The sequence below is a fragment of the Bartonella sp. AA81SXKL genome, from assembly GCF_042196945.1.
Taxonomy (GTDB): Bacteria; Pseudomonadota; Alphaproteobacteria; order Rhizobiales; family Rhizobiaceae; genus Bartonella.
The window spans coordinates 22,865-44,398 of record NZ_JBHIRH010000015.1 but is presented as its reverse complement, the minus strand read 5'-3'; the positions used below and the strand labels follow the sequence as shown (position 1 = coordinate 44,398).

The following is a 21,534-nucleotide window of genomic DNA, read 5'->3' as shown; positions in this document are numbered from 1 at the left end:
TTTTATCTTCTGTCGAGATTGGCAAAAAATCTGTTCCTGTAGGACTGGAGGAAAAGATCATAGAGCTTTATGGTTTAGATAAAGCTATGGCTTCTCTCTTAAAAAAAGAAGCCTATTCTTATCGAAAAAGCATCATCATAAAGCCTTCTACTCCGTTGCAACGTGAAACTGTTGTTGCGTTTATGAGACTTTTAGATGGCTTACATCAAGAAGCGTTAGCAGACTTCAAAGAAACATTAGAAACATTGTGCGAAGCGTGCTTTATAGAGAAATGTTAAAAATCCTATTCCCTAACTTTTATCCACGTATCCCGTACTTTTAAAAAGATATATAAAATCAATTATCTATATAGATAAAAAGAGGTCTTGTTATTTCTAGCAAAAGAAACAGCAATAAAATGTGAATAGAGAAAAAACTCAAAACAAATAGCTGATGTCATCAGGAGAACAGGTGTTTGATTGTTTTCTCTAAAGGTTAGAACAATCTAGATTGAAAAAATCTGCTCGTTATTATTTTGCTTTGGAAGTTTTTGTGAGCCATTGCTTACGGTAACGACAAAATCATATAAATATTAGGCGTTTTTTTGATGGTGAGCTGTGCCATCAATATAAGTCTTTCAGGTTAAAATGCCTAACAGTGCAAATAGATTTTACCAGATACATGATTATAGGCAGATATCTTTTTCTAAACGTATTAATGAAGTTCTGTTTCACAAGAGAAGTTATTGTAAGAATTGTTTTTTAAGCTCTTTAAAAAATTGGTTGTTTAAATTTTGTTGTTTAGAAAATTACTATTGCTTTTAGAAGCGAAGATAAAGTTCTTTATGTATTTTTTCTCAAAGAGGATTGGCGTTGGTAGAAATAGTGGATAACAAAGTTACATGAGGCATTGTATCATTGTTTTTACAAAAACTTTAATAAACAGCAGCAAGGTATTACAATAAAATCTCATAGAAGAGTAAATTAAAGAGAACAATGAACGTGTGACAGTTTTACGATTCTTATTGTTATTGTTCTCACAAGAGGAAGGATCAAACTTATTTTTTTAATATTGATACAAGAGTAATTTTTATTACAAGTGGAGGCGGACAAAATGCACTCCGCAACTGTATTTCGGTGCAAAATTATTCAATATTACCATAAAAGGCGCTCAAGAACACTACGACTAGCAAAAACAATCATCGGAAAATGGCTTTTTACACGAGAAATCTTCCAATAGCTCTGAAACACACACAACAACAATTCTCTCTATCCTTGAGGCAACAGGCAATGTTGATATGGATGTACAATGAGATGCTACGATTATTGCTTCTCATCTGATTTCCGGTCAAGATATCAATGTAATGGGAGAAAGTATGACGATTGTTGGCATGACAGACTATCATAGCAGCCATTCACAGACGCGTGAAACAGGTTTTGATGGGAATAGATTTGACTTTGTAAGCAGAATTATTAGCGGTAATGGCTATACCTACGAGACGATACCTGCTGGCAGTAACGTTTGGATAGAATGGTAGAGAGTGGCTACAAATCCCATAAATCCCCATACTTGCCTTGGAGATGCGAGCCAAGCATGTCGGTATGTTCATGGCTCATTCAATCGAGTACAAGTCCCTTTAAGGAGGAAAAAATGAAACAAAGCTTAAAATTATTGAGTATAATAGTTCTGTTAAGTATCGCTGGATGTCAGTTTAATAAAACTCCTGGAGGGTATTTGAGTGCTTGGGAAAAGCCAGGAGCAGATTTTACTGAAATAGGAAAAGCATTATTAGAATGTGGTATGCCAACTCCTTATGATGTCGATCCAGAAAACAGAAAGCAGAGCGTCAATGCAAAAGCAACAACTTATGCTTGCATGCTTCAATCAGGTTTCCGCTATAAAGATGAAGAGGTAGCAAGAGCGGGTGGGCCATGTTATACTTTTAGAGCCGAAAACTTGCCCATTTGTCGTCCGGGCGCTGTCATCCCGAGGCGCAGTGTCAAGAAGCGCTTAAACAGCCCTTTTTGTAAAAAATATAAAAACGCACCTGAATGCAAACCTTAAGTCTTGCTGTTAGTGACGATCAACAATCCCACTATTTTTGCATTTGCTTGGAATGGCGGGATTGTTCCCTCTCTTTCATTATTTAACGGATGAAGAAAAGCAGCATTTGCAAGAAGGTTCTGATGGCAAGGTGCATGTATCCTTTAATGGCATCTTTACTCCACCAGAGGAAGCCGCTGTTTATACAGAGCAACATGCGAAGGATAAAAATAATCCGCTTTATTTTGTTGTGTTCCCAGAAGCTGATTCTGCTATCTCAGAACTTTTGGTCGCGGGTTATCAGAAGTTTATGGAAAATAACTTTTGGGGTTTGACCAATTCCACACAAGAAGCAAAAGATTTGGTGTATAGCCATGGTATTACAGGGTTGGAACTTTATGGACATAGCCGCGGGACAATGACATTGGGGAATATGCTGAATTCTTTCAAACAAGAAGGTGTTCGCGGGATAGCCGATAACACGAATATCAATTTCTATGGACCAGCCTCTAATGTTTTAGTTGCATACGGTCTGTTAGGTTATGTGAGTGATGGCAAACAAACCATTATTGGTTTTGATGGGAATAGATTTGACTTTGTAAGCAGAATTATTGGCGGTAATGGCTATACCTACGAGACGATACCTGCTGGTAGTAACGTTTGGAAAGAATGGTGGAGAGTGATCATGAATCCCATAAGCTTCCATACTTGTCTTGGAGATGTGGGTTATAAATGCCAAAAGTTTTATGACACATCTCATTTAGAACAAAAGCCTTGAATTAAATCATGGAGTAAAAATGAAACAAACTCTAAAATTATTAAGCGCGATAACTCTATTGAGTATAGCTGGGTGCCAGTTTAATAAAACTCCTCCAGGAGAGATAGCTACGCGGGAGAAACCTGGAGCAGATTTTACTGAGGTAGCAAAAGCATTATTAGAATGTGGTATGCCAACGCCTTATGATGTTGATCCAGAAAGCAGAAAGCTCAGCTACAATGCAATAGCAACCATAGAAGCTTGTATGCTCCAATCAGGTTTCCGTGATAAAGTGGGGGGACTTGGTGCGAGAATCATAGAGCCGAAAACTTGCCCATTTGTCGTCCGGGTGCTGTCATCCCGAGGCACAGTGTCAAGAAGCGCGTGAACAGCCCTTTTTGTAAAAAATATAAAAATGCACCTGAATGCAAACCTTAAGTCTTGCTGTTTGTGACGATCACAATCCCTACCTTCATGTTTCTCATACCCGTACGCGGGGGGCTTAATTCAGCATGTCAATGCTATTTATTTATGGGTACCACAACTGTTGGCGCAATAATATAAAATATCTATTTTGGTTGTAATCAAAATATTGATAATAATTATAAGCATATCGTTGATAGATATATGATTTTAGTAATAATTTTACCGTATTTTTGATATAATAATTATGGCATAATCTTCGGAAAGATAAAATAATATAGGTTGATAATGTTCATCATTGTTTTGGAAATAAAAAACAGCATGTAAAATAATTTATAGATTGTTTCGTAATATCAAAATTACTCAAGGATAGGAAAATGAAGCAGATTTTAAAATTATTAAGCGGGATAACCTTATTTGTTATGGCTGGATGCTACCCTGAGCAGCCTTCTCGAACAGCTGTAGATGCATGGGAAAAATCCGGTACTGATCAGCTTGAGATCAAAAAAGCTTTGTTAGAATGTGGAATACAGCATCTTGATGGTCGTCTTGATACAGAAACAAGTACGGATGAGAAATTCAATGCTGAGGAGTCTGTGAATGCATGTATGATCCAAGCAGGTTTCCAAGATAAATTGGGAAGAATGAAGTGGTGTGAGAAATATAAAAATCTTCCAATTTGTCAGCCTGATGCAGTTATTCCTCAGCGAAGTGTAGAGAGGCGTTTGAATAGTCCTCATTGTCAAGAGCATAAAGAACAACCTGAATGTCAACCTTAAGTATTGAGGCTGCTGTAATCAAAAATCCTTACATTCTTGTTTTTCCATGGGGGGGTGGGATTGTTTCTTCAATATCTATATGCTAACAAAAGTCATCTTGCGTGTGAGTAAATATTAGAAGACTTATCAGTCTTTCTATCGTAAATATTGACGGAGGGGGAAATGAAAAAAACATTGAAATTATTGAGTGCTATAATTTTATTAAGCTCTGCTGGGTGTATTAGCAAACCTCCCCCATCGACGTTAGAATTATGGGAAAAGTCTGGTGTCAGTAAGTCTATGGTCCAACAAGCACTGTCAAAATGTGGTTGGAAACCAATCTACGCTTCTTCTAAAAATATGGATTCGCGTGCAAGTGATTTTGCAGCAGTTTATGAGTGCATGACTAAAGCAGGTTATCGGTACAAATTACAAGATTCAAAGGGAATCTATTTTTCATCAACGCCGCGAAGTGATTCATTTTTAGTCAATTTAATGGTAGCAGGGTATCAGCAGGTTATGGACAATGATACTTTTGGTGTAACCAATTCGACAAAACAAGAGCGAGATTTGATGTTACGTTTTGAAAATGATAAAAAGCGCCAGAAAATAAAAAAAGCTTTGTACAAGTGATCATCAACAGTAGAACGTTGATTTTTAAAGCAATAATTAAATAAAAATATTAAACGGGAGAAGAGAGAAATATAGCTCTTTTGTCTCCAATGTAGTTATATTCATCAGCTACGAGATTGGCAATAGTGTTGTGGTCAGATGATGCTAGCGGAGGATAGTGGGTTGTTGTTTAGAGAAATTTATTCAATATAAAGAATGGCAAATAATAGCTTTGCTAAAATATCTGCTTTAACGATAATAAACAGATAGCTTTCATAGAGCTAATTTTGATGAAATTTTATTTTGGTGTTTTTTAAGTTCAGAATGGTGAGTGTTTTACTGTATTTTAGATTTTATCAAAAGATCTAAAATATTACATTTATTAATTCAAATCATTGATGATAGGGTATTAGGAGAAGTTTTTTATTTATTCAAATTTCTTTGTTAGATATTTAACATTTTTAATATAGAAATTGTGTACATTAGCTTATACATTAGTGTGCAATTTCTTGTTTTTTTGTTGTGGTTGAAGAGATGATGCGGTTATAGATTTCGTATATTGTATCTTTTTGTGCTGTGTTTTATTAAAACGTTTTAATCGTTTAATCTTAAAAGTTATTCTCATGTTGTTGTATTTTTATTTTTTTGTGGTGAGATAAATTGAATATTATATCTCTTCAAAATTCGCATTTTTTCACGTTTTTTTAAGATTGGTTTTTGGGCCTTTTGTAATTACAGTTTTCAGCGGTTTTTGAGATGCCTTCTTTAAAGGGATTGTCCTCCTAAATGGTATTTTTAAACTTTTTGTTCTTTCTTTACATAAAACACAAAACATATTATTGAATGCTATGATTTTATCATAAAAAAATAAAATAATTTTGTTTGTTTTGTTCTTATTGTGTTTAATTTGTGGTTTATTTTTTTTCCAGCATTTTTTGTTTTTGTTGAAAAAAGAAAGTTTTGAGAAACAATGATAGTCAAGGTATCTAACAATCACTTGTATTCGTGCTTTTTTACAGCAGCTATTTTTTCTTTTTTGTTAAATATAAATATTGAGGCACATTCTCATTCATATACATCACTGTCATGTGATGAAAACAAATTACCTTACGGATGCAGTGATGGTTCAAAGCATACAATTAGTGATAAAGTATATAAATTCACGGCGCCTGTTAAAGAAAAGAATGGGGAGGGTCGTTCTCTCATGTTACCTGCTGCTATAGTAGTGCAGGAGCCAAATACAGTTATTCAGGCAACGCGTGTAGAGGTTGAAGCTACTGCGGGTATAGAAGATATTTATGGTGTTTTTGTATCACGAGGGGGAAAAATTGTTTTGAGCGATTCAGCTTTTAAAAATGTATCAATAGGTCTTAAAGCTGATAGTGGAATGATTGAGGTTAATCGTGGAACAATTGAGGCTTCTCAGATTGCTGCTTATGCAGAGAAGCGAGGAGCATCTGTTACGTTAACGAATACAAAAATTAAAGTGGAAGGTTTGGGTATCGGTCAAGAGAGTGCTCTTTTCGTTAGTGCTGATGCGGGTATTCAGATGAAAAGTGGATTTATTGATGTGAATGATGCTGCTGCGCTTTATGTGGGGAGAGGGGGGAGTGCGACTTTAGATGGTGTTACCATTGCTTCAAAATATCAAAAAACAGAAGACAAAGAAAATACAAATGAAAAAAGTACACATACAGTTTTCAATGTAAAACATCAGGGTTCTGTTTATGTAAAAAATACGAATATTATTTCTACGGATGTTCATGTTTTAACAGTTGGACAAGATTCTAACACGCCATCCAATAACGGCAGGGAAGGAAATATTTTAATTTCGCGGGTTAATATTGAAGATTCAACAATTAAAGCAATAGGTAACAAACATGGTATGTATTTTGAGAGGGATGGGGAAAATGATGCGTATGAACAGGGGCTTGTCTTTTTGAAAAGGACGATTTTTGAGGTTCCAGATGGGACAGCTGTTCATAGTAATAACAGTCGTAGTTATATTGGAGTAACAGAAGGTACAAAAATTTTTGGTGACTTATTATTAACAGTTGAAAAGGGGGGGAGTGTAGCGATTTTGGCTAATTCTTCTTCATTGATAGGAGGGACTCGTGTTGCCGATGATTCTATTGCTGAGCTTTATTTAACAGGGGGATCAAAATGGTTTTTGACAAAAAGAAGAGAGATCGATTTGCAAGTTGCAAACCGTACAAGTTCGTCTATTTCATTTGTGAAAGTTTCTGATAGTTTTATTGCTTTTGAGACTCCAATGTTTCAGGAGTATCAGACACTTCATATTGGGAAGGGAGAAAAAGAAGTTTATAGTGCGCAAGATAGGGCAGATATTTATCTCAATACGCATCTCAGTAGTGATGGTTTGCTCGATAATAAAAAAACTGATCGGCTTTTAATACATGGTGATGTTTCTGGAAAAACAACAGTTTATGTGCAATTTGTTGCAGGAAATCAGGGTGAGATAGCAACCGGTGAAAATGCTCATAGTATTTCACTTATTCAGGTTTCTGGAAAAGCGGCAGAGGATTCTTTTCAGTTAAATCGTGCTTATATCGCATTAGAGGGTTTGCCTTACCAATATTATCTTCATGCTTATGGTCCAGCTTCTGCTCTTGGAAATGCACAAACTTCTCAAAGATTGGTTGAAGGAGATGGAGATTTTTGGGATTTTCGCCTTGAAAGTAAATATATTCAGCCTGCTTTAGAGGTGTCTGCTATTCCCCCTTCCGAGTTAAAGGTCAGAGAGGTTGTTCCACAAGTTCCAACTTATCTTTTGTTACCAAATGCTTTATTTCATGTTGGGCTCATGGATATTGGTCATCAACAAAAGCAGTTGCAAGCTACGCGGTCTATTCCTCGTAAATTATTAAAAGTTGAAGGGAACTTTGCTTTATCTGTTCACGGTTATGGTGGGAGTTATCGTTATGTCTCAGATCTTTCTATACTTAAATATGGGTACGATGGTCATGTTGATTATAACGCTATAAAAACAGATATTTTGCTCAAAACAATAGAGAGCGCATATAGTACGACATCTTTTGGGATTATGGGAACCTATGGAAAGCTTTCTTTACAACCTCGTAACGTGGAACGAAGCCAAAAGAGTACGTTTAATAAATGGTCATTTACGTCATACGGTAGTGTGGAACACAAAACTGGTTTTTATATAGATGGTCTTTTATCTTATGGTTTGTTTAAAGGGGATGTGCGTAGCCATGTTTGGGGTAAGACGGCGACATTAAAAGCAAATCCTTTGAACGTTTCGTTTTCTGCTGGTAAAACGTTTATGACAGGATATAAAGATCTTATTTTTGATCCGCAACTTCAGCTTATTTATCAACATCTTCAATTTGATAAGTTTCGTGATATTGATGGATTTGATGTTGATATGAAAAAAATGAGTCAATGGTTTGTGCGTGTTGGTGGGCGTTTAAGTAAAACATTTACAGCCTCTGATAAGGATCGTATCACTTCTTTTTATGGCAATATTCATCTTGCTCATTGTTTTGGTAAAGAACAATTTGTTCATTTTAAAGATGTTTTTCAGTTGAGTGCTTTCGGTTCTTCCTTAGAAACAGGTTTGGGTATCAATGCGCAGTTTTCTTCTAAAGTTACACTTTACAGTGATCTTAGCTATCAGCATAGGTTAACCAAGGCTGGTTTTTCTGGAGTTCATTTTTCTGGTGGTTTGCGCTATCATTTTTAATAAATCTTTTAAAAAAATAATAAATGTTATTTTCAAAGTCTTGTTCTACTATCGGAATTAAAACCATTGTTTGTGCAGAATTTTAGTTGCTTCTTTTAATAATGATATCATGTGTTTTAATAAATATGAAAATATCGTGTTGATTTATTTTTATCTACTATAGCATTTTTCAAATGCTTTAAAAAATTTGTTCATCTGATAAACAGATTTAAAATGAGAAAATCCTACGATATCGGCGTTCTCATTCAATATGAATAACGATAAATTATCATTATAAATCAGTATTTTGCCATATGATGCTTAAGGTATCATCGAGCCATTTATGGTAATTGCGTGCTTCTTCGTTTGAGTTATGAACAGAGAAAATAAAACCAGGATATCCACCAAATGCTGGTGGAGGTGGTGAAATGTGATTGGTTTCAAAAAAAATGATAGTTCTGGCGGTTTGAGGATGCTGTGCAACCTTATCTAGACCTGAAAATCCAGAAAACCGTCCATACCCATGAAGAGGAATAATATAATTTGCCGCCACTTTTTCAGTTGGGAGTATATCGGGAAGGTCTGGGGTTTGTTCAGCTAAAGCGGCATTCATACATAGTTTTGCAAATGAAATTCCTGTACCTTGCTCAACAATAAAATGGGAAACACCTGATCCACCTATACGAGCGCCTATCTCAATGATATAAGGTAAATTATTAGTATCTAGGCGTAGCTCTACATGGGCAGCTCCCATATTTATACCAAGAGCTTTAACTCCAGAGCATGCAGCCTCACATAAAGCAATAATTAAAGGATCATCTATATCACAGCGTTGACGATAAATTGTTTCTTCAAACCATGGTCCCTCAGGCTGTCCCTTGTCTCCAACGGATAGAACGTGTACACCTGCTGTATCAACAAAGCATTCTACGACAAACTCTTTTCCTGACAAATACTGTTCTACGACTAAACCTACAGGTTTATTTTTATCATTAAAACGTGCCATGTCTTTATGCTGAACATTCCATACGGCTTTAATGAGATCAGGAAGTTCGGTGGAATTTTTAGCTAACATGACGCCTGCACTTGCCCATCCAGAGACGGGTTTAATAACGAGTGGACAGTCTAAGGCATGTACTTGTGATAGGTCTTCTGGATTATCTATATAAAAGAATCCTGGTGTTCTTAAGCCTGCTTTAGCAAAAGCTTGACGCATGAGATATTTATTTCTGGTTAATGCTGCTACTTCTGGTTCAATACTTGGAGTATTGATTTTTTTTGCAGCCAAAGCTGTCCATAGAATGGCTTCTTCGCGAAGGGTCATAACCCCAGCAATATTGCGTTCTTTTGCTCCTGTTGCAAAAGTGTCTAGAGCTAGCTCTGGGTTATCAAAAACAGGAAGTTGCCAAGTTGAAGTGACTGCTGCGGGGTGTTGAGTGGGAGCGCTTTCAGCGGTATCATAGATCATTACTAATTCGATATTAGCTGCTTGTGCTGCTTCAAATATAAATGGTAATTTTGCATTGCGCTGGCAAACTAACGCGAGTTTTTTCATTTTGTTTCCTTATTAAATTTGGAGTTTTGAGAATGGCGTTTATGTTGCCATGTAGATACCTTTGATGCATCTATAAATAAGAGTGTCATCCCTATAACAACTACAATCATAGCAATTATTTTGATAATGTTGAGAGAAGGGCTCGAGTCGATTATCCATTCACATGCAACCACTGCAAAAGGGGATAATACGCCGATAGTGTTGGCGTATAATACGCCTCCTTCGGCTAAAACTTTTTGGTATAATACGTAAACTGGTGCCGAGCAAACAGTTCCTAAAATCAATATTTTAAATATATCTTCTAACTTAAGATATAAGAGTGGGGCAGGATCAAAAATAAATAATGGCATAAATGATGCTGCAGAAATTGTCGTGATCCAAGCCAGTGAGGTGAGCAAAGGTAAATTTTTAAGATAACGTTTAGACAATAAGCCATAAGCAGAGTAAGAAAGGGCTGCTGTTAAAGCAAGAGCTATTCCTATTAGGCTGTATCCACCTTCTCCATTGTTTATATTGAATGCCACAGCTGCTACACTGACAATTATCACTCCACTAAGCTTCAGCCATGAGAATTTAAGGACATTTGTCAATGCACCTAATATATAAGTAATTCCTGGAATAGTAGCGAGCACCATGGTTAAATCACTGGCTTTGAGTGATTTTAATGCACCAAAGCTGCATACAAAATACAGCGAGAATCCTAATACTGATAGAATTAAAAAAGAAGGTATCATGGAAAGCAATGGTAGGGATCTGAAAACAGCTTTCTCACGAAATACTGCAATCAGCCATAAGGTGGCAGCGGTGGCAAACAACCTAAGTCCAACCGCATGCATGACGGGTATATTGCTAACCAAATTCTTAGATAATAACCAACTTATGGAAAACAATGCTAGAATGGCAAAAGTAAATAATAGTAATCGTCCTTTTATAAAACTCAATGATTTAATCCTCTAATCACTCGCTGTGCATAAGATGATGTTGAAAAATTAAATCGTGACTTTGAGGTCTGTGGTTTTCCAAGATTATTTTGGATATAATCTTTAGCTCCTGCCAAATAAGCGTCATCATCTAATGCTTCAAGTGCTTCTATATCTGCTATCATCAATATTATTACTTTTTCAAGACACTCCAAATCAAATTGAAGATAACCTTGATTTGTTTCAATCAATGCTTTGTTCCGCATCAATATTTCAAAAAGCAAGATCCCTGTACCAGCATCGAATGTCATATGCTGATCAGAATCTTTTGGATAACGGAATATGCGTTCTAATAGGACAAATTCAGTTATTTCTTTCCAAAATTTTGGATGATTTTGTAGCATAATACGCACTGTAATTAAATCAACTTTAGTTTCTTCTAGAAGACCAGTGAACCAATTTAATTTTATATATAGATTTTTATCCAATGGCCGCGGTCCAGTATGATGTGCATAGTCATGATAATAGCCCCACAAACAGCGAGCATCGTAAATGTCTTCTTTAGATAAGTTTCGACTATGCAATTGACCGAACAGGAATTTACTATCACGGCCGAGTAAACGTTCAGCTTCCACAATTGTTTGCTTATTGTAAATATCAAAGAATTTACTGAAAAAAACAAAGCAAATGCTTGCTTAACAATTTTTTGAGCAGTTGCTACAGATTCTGGGAATAGAACAATGCAATTGCCTTCTAAAAAACCTCTTGATGCTATTCCCATTTTTATACATTGAAAAGGTGACAGATAATTATTTGTATATTTTGAGGCGTCAGCAAGATAGGCCGTTTCATGACGATATCCTGTAACTAATTCCAGCCGGAATCCTTCTGGATCAGGTCCATTTGTTGCACGCATTGGAGCCAAGAAAAACAAGGGAGCATCTGGTAATGGGGCTTTGAAAGCAGCCAAAGTGTTATCAAATTGAGGAGGGGTCGTTAAACCGCTGATCATCCACTGATGAAGATCATCAGAAATGGTCGCTAAAAGTTTTGGAGATAATCCGTCAAGAATATTAGCATGGTGGTTCAGCAGAGTGATCAATTCATTGATCATATTATTATCTGCTGAAGTTGGTTCTTTAATGCTCCCATCTCGTTCTTGGCGCATACGGAATTTGTCAACTAAGTTAACAATGGAAAGAAGCGCTTCAGATTTTTTCATGATTAGTTGACTTTAGTGAGTGGAGCAAAAAGGACATTGGCACTTGTCCAAAATTTTCGACAATACTCAGCTTATAGCGATTTGCCGCAACCGATGTTGTGATACAAGCATCGGCTTTTTCAGCCTTACAAAGAACGGCTGCATCAGCATTGCTGTTGGCAAATACTTTGTCATATTGATGAGCTACCAGAGATTGCGGGGCAGGATGAGTCGCTACGGTTTTAATTTCATCAATGTTATTGCGTTTAGCTAAAACCATAGAGTGAGTAGGCATGATAAAGCTGTCAAATAATTGCATATCACCTAAACGGGTAAATATGAGTGTATGCAAATCAGGGTAAGCAGCACAGCTTAAGAGATATCCATCCTTTTTCTGAGCAAGTTCATTAAATGCTTCTTCAAGAGTTGCGTATAAGATAATACGGGATCTCGAGTCAGTGAACAAAACACTTCTATTGTGATTGTCAAGCCACCACTGTGCTGCTGCTGCACAGTTAGTATCTGCAGGGCCAAGTGTATAGATAAAAGTATTATTTTCAGATTGCATGATCTCTATTCTTTATAACTATATGCCTAAATTTAAACTAGTGTAATATGTAGAGTATATCAAGCACAATGCGTTAAGTAATTTAGTGCTTTATAAAATAATGTATATATGAAAGAAAATTTACAATTATAATTTTGTCTGTTCATTATTCTATCATGCCGTAAAACAGCGTCTTTTAGGGGAGTAATTGAGCAGAAAAATTCTATGCAGGGTATTTATTGGATATGTTAGAGAATTATTGGAATGGTTAAGCGAAGGTGAATGACACATAAACCGTACTGCTCTATCATTTTTTGGATGAGCAGCGTTTTTGAATCTGTTCATATTGATAATACTATTATAGGTGAATAATAAGCAAATTGGTAAGGCGTGAACATCTTTGCCATAAAACTCAATATATTTAACTTCTTAATTAAGATAATACTTTTAAAAATTGTTTTACTATTATGATTGTATTAAATATATAAAAGGCAATCATCATTGTCTTGTTTGTAAAAGAAACATGAAATATAACTCTTAAGTTAGATTGAGATTGGCAAGATTTTTTTTCTTCTTTGGAATCGTTAAGAAGGTCAGATTAAACCTTATTGAAGCTACAGAACCTAAAGAAACAGTCGCTTTCTTGAAAAAATCAGAGGTAAACAAATATGCGTGAGATTTTGGATCATTTTGATATGCCATTGAATAAAAAGAGTTCTGTTCAAAAGATTCAAAATCTTTCATTCCAATCACACCCAAAACGGTTTTATAAGCAAGTGAAGATCGCTTGTGAGGAGGGCGGCTTTACGATTTTGTTGGATGAACGTCCTGTAAAAACGCCCGCAAGGCGTCATTTTCATGTGCCAACAGAAGTGTTTGCTGAATACGTTGCTCAGGAATTTGAGAACCAAAAGCACGTTGTTGATCCTGCAAAAATGCCGATGACGCGTTTGGTTAATACTGTTATTGATGGTATCGCTGATGATATGCAGGCGGTTTTTGAAGATTTATTGCGTTTCGTTGCATGTGATATGATCTTTTATCGTGCACAGACACCTAAAGAGTTGGTGCAAAAACAATCTGAACAATGGGATCCTTTATTAGATTGGGCAGAAAAAAAACTGGGTGCGCGGTTTTATTTGACAGAAGGGCTGATGCATGTGGAACAATCACCAGAAGCACTTCAAGCTGTGAGTCATTATTTACGTAGAGTTGAGTCTGCTTATATGCTTGCGGCACTTCATATGATGACAACATTAACGGGATCTGCTCTCATTGCTCTTGCTGTTGCTGCGGGAAACATTGATGCTGATCATGCTTGGTCTATTGCCCATTTAGATGAAGATTGGATGATGGAGCAATGGGGAACGGATAAAGACACAATAGCACGCCGTGCTCATAAAAAAGTTGAATTTAATGCTGCTGCTACAATTGTTACAACTTGTTTATAGGGGAAAATCTTTTATTTACGTGCATTCTTTTCGCTCAGAGTATTTTTGTGACTTTTTGAGGATTGGTTTTTACTTTATCAAGTCCAGGAAATAGTTCATTGGTTATGGTTAAGAGCGCTTCGTCATTGCCACGGATAAAATACCATTGGTTATCGTGAAGTAGGGCAATAATTTCAGTTTGAATAGAGCATTTTTTTCCAGCATTTGTTGTGGTTACAAGCTCCACGGGTATAACAAAATAAGGGGTACCATTATCAAGGGTACCTTCACGTTTTTGTTTTTGATCAATGTTGATCGTTTCAATCTTGTAACTTTCTGCCAACCGTTCTATTTGGCTTTTCATGATTTGTAGAAATTGTGATTGATTAAGATTTTTTTTGGCGGTTAAGCGGTTGATGACTTGGGGAGGAATAGCATTTAAGATGGCATTTGCATCGGCATTTTTAAGTGCTTTACTATAAGCAGATGTTGCTTTCTCAAGAGTTGTAAGTTTTTGGTTGGTTATTGTATGTGCTTTAGTTGTTGATGTGATAAAGACAATGCATAAAAGAACGGGAACGAGAAAACAAATTCGCGGCATTAGAAACCTTTGTTAATTCATTTGAAGAGATTCAACACATTATAAAGGAAAAGCGGACGAGCAAAAAGCCTCTTGCGCTTTTGCATGAGAAGAATATCCACAAAAATGGAGGCTTTTGCCTCCATTTTTAAAATCAAAAGAATGCGTATTGATTGTTTAAACAGAATAGTACATATCAAATTCAACAGGATGGGGTGTTGTTTCGTAACGCAAGACTTCTTGCATCTTTACTTGAATGAAGGAATTAATCTGATCATCATCAAAAACGTCGCCAGCTTTAAGAAAGCCACGATCTTTGTCAAGTGCTTCAAGCGCTTCACGCAGGCTTCCTGAAACAGTAGGGATTTCTTTAAGTTCCTTTAAGGGAAGATCATAAAGATCTTTATCCATAGCATGTCCGGGATGAATTTTGTTTTTGATACCGTCAAGACCAGCCATTAAAAGGGCTGCAAATGCCAAATAGGGATTTGCTGTTGGGTCTGGAAAACGAACTTCTACGCGTTTTGAATTTGGTGAGGAGCTCATAGGAATACGGCAAGATGCAGAACGATTACGTGCTGAATAGGCAAGAAGAACAGGAGCTTCATAACCAGGAACCAAACGTTTATAGGAGTTTGTGGATGGGTTGGTAAAAGCATTTATTGCTTTTGCGTGCTTAATAACACCACCGATAAAAAACAGACAGGTTTCTGATAGTCCGGCATATTCATTTCCTGCAAAAATGGGTTTACCATCTTTCCAAATGGAAATGTGGACATGCATTCCAGAGCCGTTATCACCAAAAACTGGTTTTGGCATGAAGGTTGCTGTTTTCCCATAGCTGTTTGCTATTTGATGTACAACATATTTAAAAATTTGCATCTTGTCAGCCTCGCGAACAAGTGTATCAAAACGAATACCCAATTCATGTTGTCCTGCTGCTACTTCGTGATGGTGTTTTTCGACCTGTACGCCCATATCCTTGAGTGCTGTGAGCATTTCAGAACGCATATCTTGGCAGGAGTCAATCGGCGGAACAGGAAGGTAGCCTCCCTTTATTCGTGGGCGATGCCCTAGATTTCCTGTTTCATATTCCGTATCATCATTAGAGGGAAGTTCACTTGAATCGAGTTTAAACCCTGTGTTGTAAGGGTCCGTTTTATAGCGTACATCATCAAAGATAAAAAACTCAGCTTCTGGACCCACATTGATTGTATCTCCAATGTTTAAAGATTTCATATAAACCTCAGCCCTTTTGGCGATAGAACGAGGATCTCTACGATAAAACTCACCAGAGACAGGATCAAGTACATCACAAAATATGACCAAAGTAGATTGAGCAAAAAAAGGATCAATATGTGCTGTTGCTGGATCTGGCATTAAAACCATGTCAGATTCATTAATTGTTTTCCAACCAGCAATTGAAGAACCATCAAACATGACACCATCACTAAAAGTATCCTCGCTGATCTCTGCGATATCCATTGTAATATGATGCAATTTTCCTCGTGGATCAGTAAAACGTAAATCAACAAAACGGATTTCGTTGTCTGTAATCTGTTTGATAATATCTGATGCGGTTGTCATATTCAATTTCCTTAATATGGCGTTGAGGTGGATAAAAAAGTGAATTTTCTCGTTATTTATTAAAGGGCATCGATACCGGTTTCGTCCGTGCCTATACGAATTGCATCATCAATGGAAAAGACAAATATCTTTCCATCCCCTATATGTTTGGTTTGAGCTGCTTTACGTATTGCATCAACAGTTTGTTCCAGTTTTTCATCGGACACAACAATTTCAATCTTTACTTTAGGTAGAAAGTCAACAACATATTTCGTACCACGATAAAGTTCTGTATGTTCCCTTTGACGACCAAAACCTTTCGCTTCTGTTACTGTAATACCATGTAACCCAATTTTTTGAAGCGCTTCTTTCACTTCATCAAGTTTGAAAGGTTTTATAATGGCTTCAATTTTTTTCATGCTGAAATTATCTCCAACGTTATTTTGTCTTTTTAGACTGCATCACATTATATTGACAACTGTAAGATGTCCAACAGATACTTTGTGCACAAAAAGTCGAAAATAATGATACTCTAAGCTCTTTTAGGAGAGTTTCTTTTGTAGAATACAGCCAAATACTGTTTTTTGGGAAAAAAACTTACAATTCTTATACAAGAATTCAAATAATATAATAAAAGAGTTTTGTTTCTTTTTTGTTAGATAATATCTTGACTTATAAGGATAATTAGACTCTCTCCACATTAAATGAGAAATTCTAATAGCGTAAGATTTTCTCATTTTAGATCTTTTTATCGTCAATCAATCAAAACGATACTTTTATATATCATAAATAGTTATGAGTGTGTGGATAACAACATTTGAAAAAATAAATAAAATGCTTTTTATGAAAGCTTTCGATAACTAAAGGCTTTACAATATTAGGGAGTAGGGAAGACAAATATTGGAAAAAAGTGTGATGATGCCGATTATGCTTCTTCGTAAACGTAAAGATGGTGGTGTACAATAATGAGTTTATCATTATAGCATCATTCATAGGAGCCGTCGTGAAATGGGCTTGAGAGCATTGAGAAATGTTTCTTTAAAACAGATGTGGGAATTGGCAACGCAAATATATTCCGTTTGGGGCGTTTTGTCCCTTCGTGAGGAATGTGATCTTCATTAAGGAACGCGATAAATAAAAGCGTGAAGCAATGGCAATCTTCATTATAAGATATTGCTGTGGATGTCTTTGAAAATCATAAAGATAAATTAAAAGGAAATGGAAAGATAGGAACTTATTTATACCCTTAAAACTTCGTATTCTTCCCAGTTTAGGCTGTCTGGTCGTTTCAGGTATAAACAAAACAGAGAATAAATACGCAATTATGCGCCCATTCTTATTTGATAATACGACAACTGAAACAGCTTATAAAGCGCTAAATTGTTTTTAGTCTTTGCTTCAAACATGTTGCACCACTGGAATTAGGTGTTGGTTTACAGGTAATAATAAAAGTACAGGCTTTGTTAGTATGCTGTATTTTACAATGGAAAGCGTTTCTAAGAATTGGAATTATAGAGAGATGGGCGCAGTAAAACATCTTTTAGAAATTTTCCCGTATAGGAAGCGGGAACCTTAATGATGTCTTCAGGGCGTCCAATTGCAACAATTTCACCACCGCGATCTCCACCTTCTGGCCCTAAATCAATAATCCAGTCGGCTGTCTTTATAACATCAAGGTTATGTTCAATGACTATAACTGTGTTGCCTTGCTCGACTAGTTCGTGAAGCACTTCAAGAAGTTTGGAAATATCATGAAAATGTAAACCTGTTGTCGGTTCATCCAAAATATAGAGTGTACGTCCCGTTGTTTTACGAGAAAGTTCTTTCGCAAGTTTTACACGTTGTGCTTCCCCACCAGAAAGTGTGGTTGCTTGCTGTCCTACTTTTATGTAACCCAATCCTACTTTAATGAGAGTTTCCATTTTATTATGAATAGCGGGAATAGCTTGGAAAAATTCCTCTGCCTTTTCAATTGTCATATCCAAAATATCGGCTATAGACTGTCCTTTGAATTTTATTTCTAGTGTTTCTCGGTTATAGCGTTTTCCTTTACAGACATCGCAAGTAACATAGACATCAGGTAAAAAGTGCATTTCAATTTTGATGACTCCATCACCTTGACACGCTTCGCAACGTCCTCCTTTAACATTAAATGAAAAACGCCCAGCTTTGTAACCGCGGGCTTTTGATTCTGGAAGATCGGCAAACCACTCACGAATCGGTGTAAAAGCGCCTGTATAGGTTGCGGGATTAGAGCGTGGGGTGCGTCCAATAGGGGACTGGTTGATATCGATGACTTTATCAAGAAATTCTAATCCTTCAATTTTGTCATAGCTGGCAGGGCTGTGATGAGAGCCCATGATATGATGTGATGCTGCTTTGAAAAGCGTTTCAATAAGAAATGTTGATTTTCCTCCTCCAGAAACACCAGTTATGCATGTGAAGGTTCCAAGAGGAATATTCGCATTGATATTTTTGAGGTTATTGCCTTTGGCGCCGATGATTTTAAGTATTTTCGTTTTTGATATTTTGCGTCGCTCTGTCGGCATTTTAACAGCCATTTTTCCTGAAAGGTATTGGCCTGTGAGAGAGGCTGAATTTTCTATAATTTCCTGCGGTGTCCCTTGCGCTATGATTTCTCCACCATGAACGCCCGCGGCAGGCCCCATATCGACAACATGATCCGCTGTGAGAATAGCATCTTCATCATGTTCAACAACAATAACTGTATTGCCAAGATTGCGCAAATGGCGCAGCATTTCCAACAGGCGTTCGTTATCGCGTTGGTGTAAACCGATAGATGGTTCATCTAAAATATAAAGAACGCCTGTAAGACCAGAACCAATTTGGGATGCCAACCGAATGCGTTGGCTTTCTCCACCTGAAAGCGTTCCTGAATTTCGAGACAAGGTAAGATATTCCAATCCTACATGATTTAAAAAAGCCAAACGTTCACGAATTTCTTTTAAAATACGTACGGCGATATTACGTTGTTTTTCTGTGAGATATTGATGAACATTGGCAAACCAATCATCTGCTTTTAGAATAGAAAGATCTGATATTTGCCCAATATGCATTCCGTTGATTTTTACAGCAAGTGCCTCTGGTTTTAAACGATAACCGTGACAAGCTGGGCAGGGCGAAGAAGACATATAATGTTCGATTTCTTCTCGAGACCAAGCAGAATCGGTTTCTTTCCAGCGTCTCTCCATATAAGGGATGATTCCTTCAAAAGGTTGGGTCGTTTTATGCGAACCAGAATTATTTTTATAGATAAAAGAAATTTCATTTCTTTTTGTACCGTAGAGAATAGCCTGTTGTGCTTCATTAGAGAGTTCACACCATTGATCTGTGAGTTTGAAACCGTAAGCTTTTCCTAATGCTTCTAGGGTTTGGCTATAATAAAGTGAATCCGATTTAGCCCAAGGAGCAATGGCGCCATTTTTGAGGGTAAGATTTTTATTGGGCACAATTTTCAGTGGATCCATTGCTTTTTTGATGCCCAGTCCATCGCAGAGAGGACAGGCGCCAAAAGGATTATTAAACGAAAAAAGGCGTGGTTCAATTTCAGGAATAGAAAAACCCGATACAGGGCAGGAAAACTTTTCTGAAAAAATGAGCCGTTTGTGTGTATTATTTTTCGACTTATGAGCAGATTCCTTTGTCGTTTCTGTTTGTGCTAAGGGTTGGTCTGCCATTTCAGCAATGGCAAGCCCATTTGCTAGTTGTAAACAGGTTTCTATACTATCAGCCAAGCGAGAGGTGATATCCTTCTGTACAACAATGCGGTCTACCACGACATCGATGTCGTGTTTATATTTTTTATCAAGAGGTGGAATATCAGCGATTTCATAGAATTTTCCATCAACTTTAGCGCGTTGAAATCCTCTTTTTAAAAGTTCTGTTAGCTCTTTTTTATATTCTCCCTTTCGTCCTCGCACCAAAGGGGCCATAATAAAAATTCGCGTTCCTTCTGGTAAGGACATAATTTGATCCACCATTTGGCTTACTGTCTGGCTTTCAATAGGAAGTCCTGTCACAGGAGAATGAGGAATACCAATACGTGCAAAGAGAAGACGCATGTAATCGTGGATTTCAGTAACGGTACCTACCGTTGAACGAGGATTGCGACTGGTTGTTTTTTGTTCAATGGAGATAGCTGGAGAGAGACCGTCTATACGGTCGACATCAGGTTTTTGCATGACTTCCAAAAATTGGCGTGCATAGGCTGAAAGGCTTTCGACATAGCGACGCTGTCCTTCAGCGTAAATTGTATCAAACGCTAAGGATGATTTCCCTGATCCAGAAAGTCCTGTTATAACAATGAGTTTATCACGAGGAAGATCGAGATCAATATTTTTAAGGTTATGCTCACGTGCACCGCGAATGGAGATATATTTTTGATGAGTCATACTTTATCCTTGGCATATGTGGCAAAAATTGAGCACCTAAAATGGAATAAAACTGTTTTTTTAGAATTACAATGTGTTTAACTGCTTTAATGCTAAAGGAAGGTATAAGTTTTGTGAAAAGAAAAATACAAATGAGCAGCTTTTTATTCTCTTGTGGTGGAATAAACTATGCGTCTTTATCATCTTTTGTTATAATTACACGGATACAATATTGGGAAAGGATAGCAATATCCATATTGAAGGTCAATTGCAGACATGTAAATTGAAGGTCGAGATGGTTATAACTGTTATAAAACAGAGTATTTTACGAATTAAAATTTTGGAGTTTATGCGATGGCTGGTAGCCTTAATAAAGTTATTCTGATTGGTAATCTTGGTGCGGATCCTGAAATCCGCCGTTTGAATTCTGGTGACCAAGTGGCAAATTTACGTATTGCTACTTCAGAAAGTTGGCGTGATAGGAATACAAATGAGCGAAAAGAACGCACTGAGTGGCATAATATTGTTATTTTTAATGAAAACCTTGTCAAAGTTGCAGAGCAATATTTAAAAAAAGGCAGCAAAATTTACATTGAGGGGCAGTTACAGACAAGAAAATGGCAAGATCAAAATGGAAATGACCGTTATACAACAGAGGTTGTTTTGCAAAAGTACCGTGGCGAATTACAAATGCTTGATGGGCGGGGAGCCGCGGGCGGGGAGCAAGGAGCAAGTCAAGGGGGGAGTTATAGTGGTGGCTTTGCCGATAGTAACTCAAATCAGAGAAATACGTTTGGTCAAAATAATAATCAATTGGGAGAAAATTTTTCACACAAATTAGATGATGACGTACCTTTTTAAGAGTCTTTATTTGTCGTATTACGATTACTTTATGATTTGTTTGTTTCAGATTTTTGAAGTTTAGCGAAGTGAAAATTGTTGATTATTATTGGTAATTTTAACATAAATTAATAACATATTGAAAAATATTGTTAAATGACTTTTTGTCATGGGGGAGAAATTAGCATTTTGGTGTATTTTTCGATATAAATAAAGTGAAATGATTCTT

Annotated in this window: 18 protein-coding genes and 1 pseudogene; 10 read left to right on the top strand and 9 right to left on the bottom strand. The window is 36.6% G+C overall.

The window, feature by feature from the left end:
- From ACFINZ_RS07485 to ACFINZ_RS07450, 8 genes and pseudogenes are all read left to right on the top strand, one after another.
- On the top strand, window positions 1-278 hold a 278-nt coding region (locus ACFINZ_RS07485), incomplete at its 5' end, for an XRE family transcriptional regulator (protein ID WP_375636818.1).
- 1,076 nt (window positions 279-1,354) lie between these two features.
- Window positions 1,355-1,516: a hypothetical protein gene (locus ACFINZ_RS07480; RefSeq protein WP_375633853.1), complete on the top strand. Its 162-nt coding sequence runs from the start codon at window positions 1,355-1,357 to the stop codon at window positions 1,514-1,516.
- A 113-nt stretch (window positions 1,517-1,629) separates the two neighbouring features.
- On the top strand, window positions 1,630-2,043 hold the full coding sequence (locus ACFINZ_RS07475) for a hypothetical protein (RefSeq protein ID WP_375633852.1): 414 nt from the start codon (window positions 1,630-1,632) through the stop codon (window positions 2,041-2,043).
- A gap of 52 nt (window positions 2,044-2,095) precedes the next feature.
- Window positions 2,096-2,800 carry a filamentous hemagglutinin gene (locus ACFINZ_RS07470; protein ID WP_375633851.1) on the top strand — a complete coding sequence of 235 codons (705 nt, stop codon included), beginning with the start codon at window positions 2,096-2,098 and terminating at the stop codon, window positions 2,798-2,800.
- A gap of 19 nt (window positions 2,801-2,819) precedes the next feature.
- Window positions 2,820-3,217: pseudogene (locus ACFINZ_RS07465) on the top strand (hypothetical protein).
- 362 nt (window positions 3,218-3,579) lie between these two features.
- Entirely contained in the window at window positions 3,580-3,981 is a 402-nt protein-coding gene (locus tag ACFINZ_RS07460; RefSeq protein ID WP_375633850.1) for a hypothetical protein, read from the top strand.
- A gap of 162 nt (window positions 3,982-4,143) precedes the next feature.
- Complete coding sequence (locus ACFINZ_RS07455) at window positions 4,144-4,593, top strand: hypothetical protein (protein WP_375633849.1); 450 nt, start codon at window positions 4,144-4,146, stop codon at window positions 4,591-4,593.
- Window positions 4,594-5,542: 949 nt separating this feature from the next.
- Complete coding sequence (locus tag ACFINZ_RS07450; protein WP_375633848.1) at window positions 5,543-8,296, top strand: autotransporter outer membrane beta-barrel domain-containing protein; 2,754 nt, start codon at window positions 5,543-5,545, stop codon at window positions 8,294-8,296.
- A gap of 271 nt (window positions 8,297-8,567) precedes the next feature.
- Here the strand turns inward: ACFINZ_RS07450 and ACFINZ_RS07445 are convergent, their stop codons facing one another.
- The 5 genes from ACFINZ_RS07445 to ACFINZ_RS07425 are packed head-to-tail and all read right to left on the bottom strand — an operon-like array spanning window position 8,568 to window position 12,519.
- A complete protein-coding gene (locus ACFINZ_RS07445) occupies window positions 8,568-9,830 on the bottom strand; it encodes an acetyl-CoA carboxylase biotin carboxylase subunit family protein (protein WP_375636820.1) in 1,263 nt (420 codons plus the stop codon).
- On the bottom strand, window positions 9,827-10,771 hold the full coding sequence (locus ACFINZ_RS07440; protein WP_375634450.1) for a DMT family transporter: 945 nt from the start codon (window positions 10,769-10,771) through the stop codon (window positions 9,827-9,829). Before ACFINZ_RS07440 ends, ACFINZ_RS07445 begins: the two co-directional genes overlap by 4 nt.
- The gene (locus tag ACFINZ_RS07435; RefSeq protein WP_375633846.1) at window positions 10,768-11,238 is read right to left on the bottom strand and encodes a hypothetical protein; all 471 of its coding nucleotides are present in this window, start codon (window positions 11,236-11,238) and stop codon (window positions 10,768-10,770) included. Before ACFINZ_RS07435 ends, ACFINZ_RS07440 begins: the two co-directional genes overlap by 4 nt.
- A complete protein-coding gene (locus ACFINZ_RS07430; RefSeq protein ID WP_375633845.1) occupies window positions 11,217-11,972 on the bottom strand; it encodes a DUF6421 family protein in 756 nt (251 codons plus the stop codon). Before ACFINZ_RS07430 ends, ACFINZ_RS07435 begins: the two co-directional genes overlap by 22 nt.
- Window positions 11,959-12,519, bottom strand: a complete 561-nt coding sequence (locus tag ACFINZ_RS07425; protein WP_375636821.1) for a prephenate dehydratase domain-containing protein — start codon at window positions 12,517-12,519, stop codon at window positions 11,959-11,961. The genes ACFINZ_RS07430 and ACFINZ_RS07425 overlap by 14 nt, the downstream gene beginning before the upstream one ends.
- A gap of 647 nt (window positions 12,520-13,166) precedes the next feature.
- Between ACFINZ_RS07425 and ACFINZ_RS07420 the strand changes: the two genes are divergently transcribed.
- A complete protein-coding gene (locus tag ACFINZ_RS07420; RefSeq protein WP_375633843.1) occupies window positions 13,167-13,949 on the top strand; it encodes an ATP12 family chaperone protein in 783 nt (260 codons plus the stop codon).
- Window positions 13,950-13,983: 34 nt separating this feature from the next.
- Here the strand turns inward: ACFINZ_RS07420 and ACFINZ_RS07415 are convergent, their stop codons facing one another.
- The 4 genes from ACFINZ_RS07415 to uvrA form a co-directional block, all read right to left on the bottom strand.
- The gene (locus ACFINZ_RS07415) at window positions 13,984-14,529 is read right to left on the bottom strand and encodes a hypothetical protein (protein ID WP_375621407.1); all 546 of its coding nucleotides are present in this window, start codon (window positions 14,527-14,529) and stop codon (window positions 13,984-13,986) included.
- Window positions 14,530-14,685: 156 nt separating this feature from the next.
- Window positions 14,686-16,095 carry a type I glutamate--ammonia ligase gene (gene glnA / locus ACFINZ_RS07410; RefSeq protein WP_375611514.1) on the bottom strand — a complete coding sequence of 470 codons (1,410 nt, stop codon included), beginning with the start codon at window positions 16,093-16,095 and terminating at the stop codon, window positions 14,686-14,688.
- A 59-nt stretch (window positions 16,096-16,154) separates the two neighbouring features.
- Window positions 16,155-16,493 carry a P-II family nitrogen regulator gene (locus ACFINZ_RS07405; protein WP_015856528.1) on the bottom strand — a complete coding sequence of 113 codons (339 nt, stop codon included), beginning with the start codon at window positions 16,491-16,493 and terminating at the stop codon, window positions 16,155-16,157.
- Window positions 16,494-17,570: 1,077 nt separating this feature from the next.
- A complete protein-coding gene (uvrA, locus tag ACFINZ_RS07400; RefSeq protein WP_375636822.1) occupies window positions 17,571-20,486 on the bottom strand; it encodes an excinuclease ABC subunit UvrA in 2,916 nt (971 codons plus the stop codon).
- Window positions 20,487-20,819: 333 nt separating this feature from the next.
- Here uvrA and ssb point away from each other — a divergent pair, with 333 nt between their 5' ends.
- A complete protein-coding gene (gene ssb, locus ACFINZ_RS07395) occupies window positions 20,820-21,326 on the top strand; it encodes a single-stranded DNA-binding protein (protein WP_375633841.1) in 507 nt (168 codons plus the stop codon).
- Window positions 21,327-21,534 lie beyond the last annotated feature (208 nt).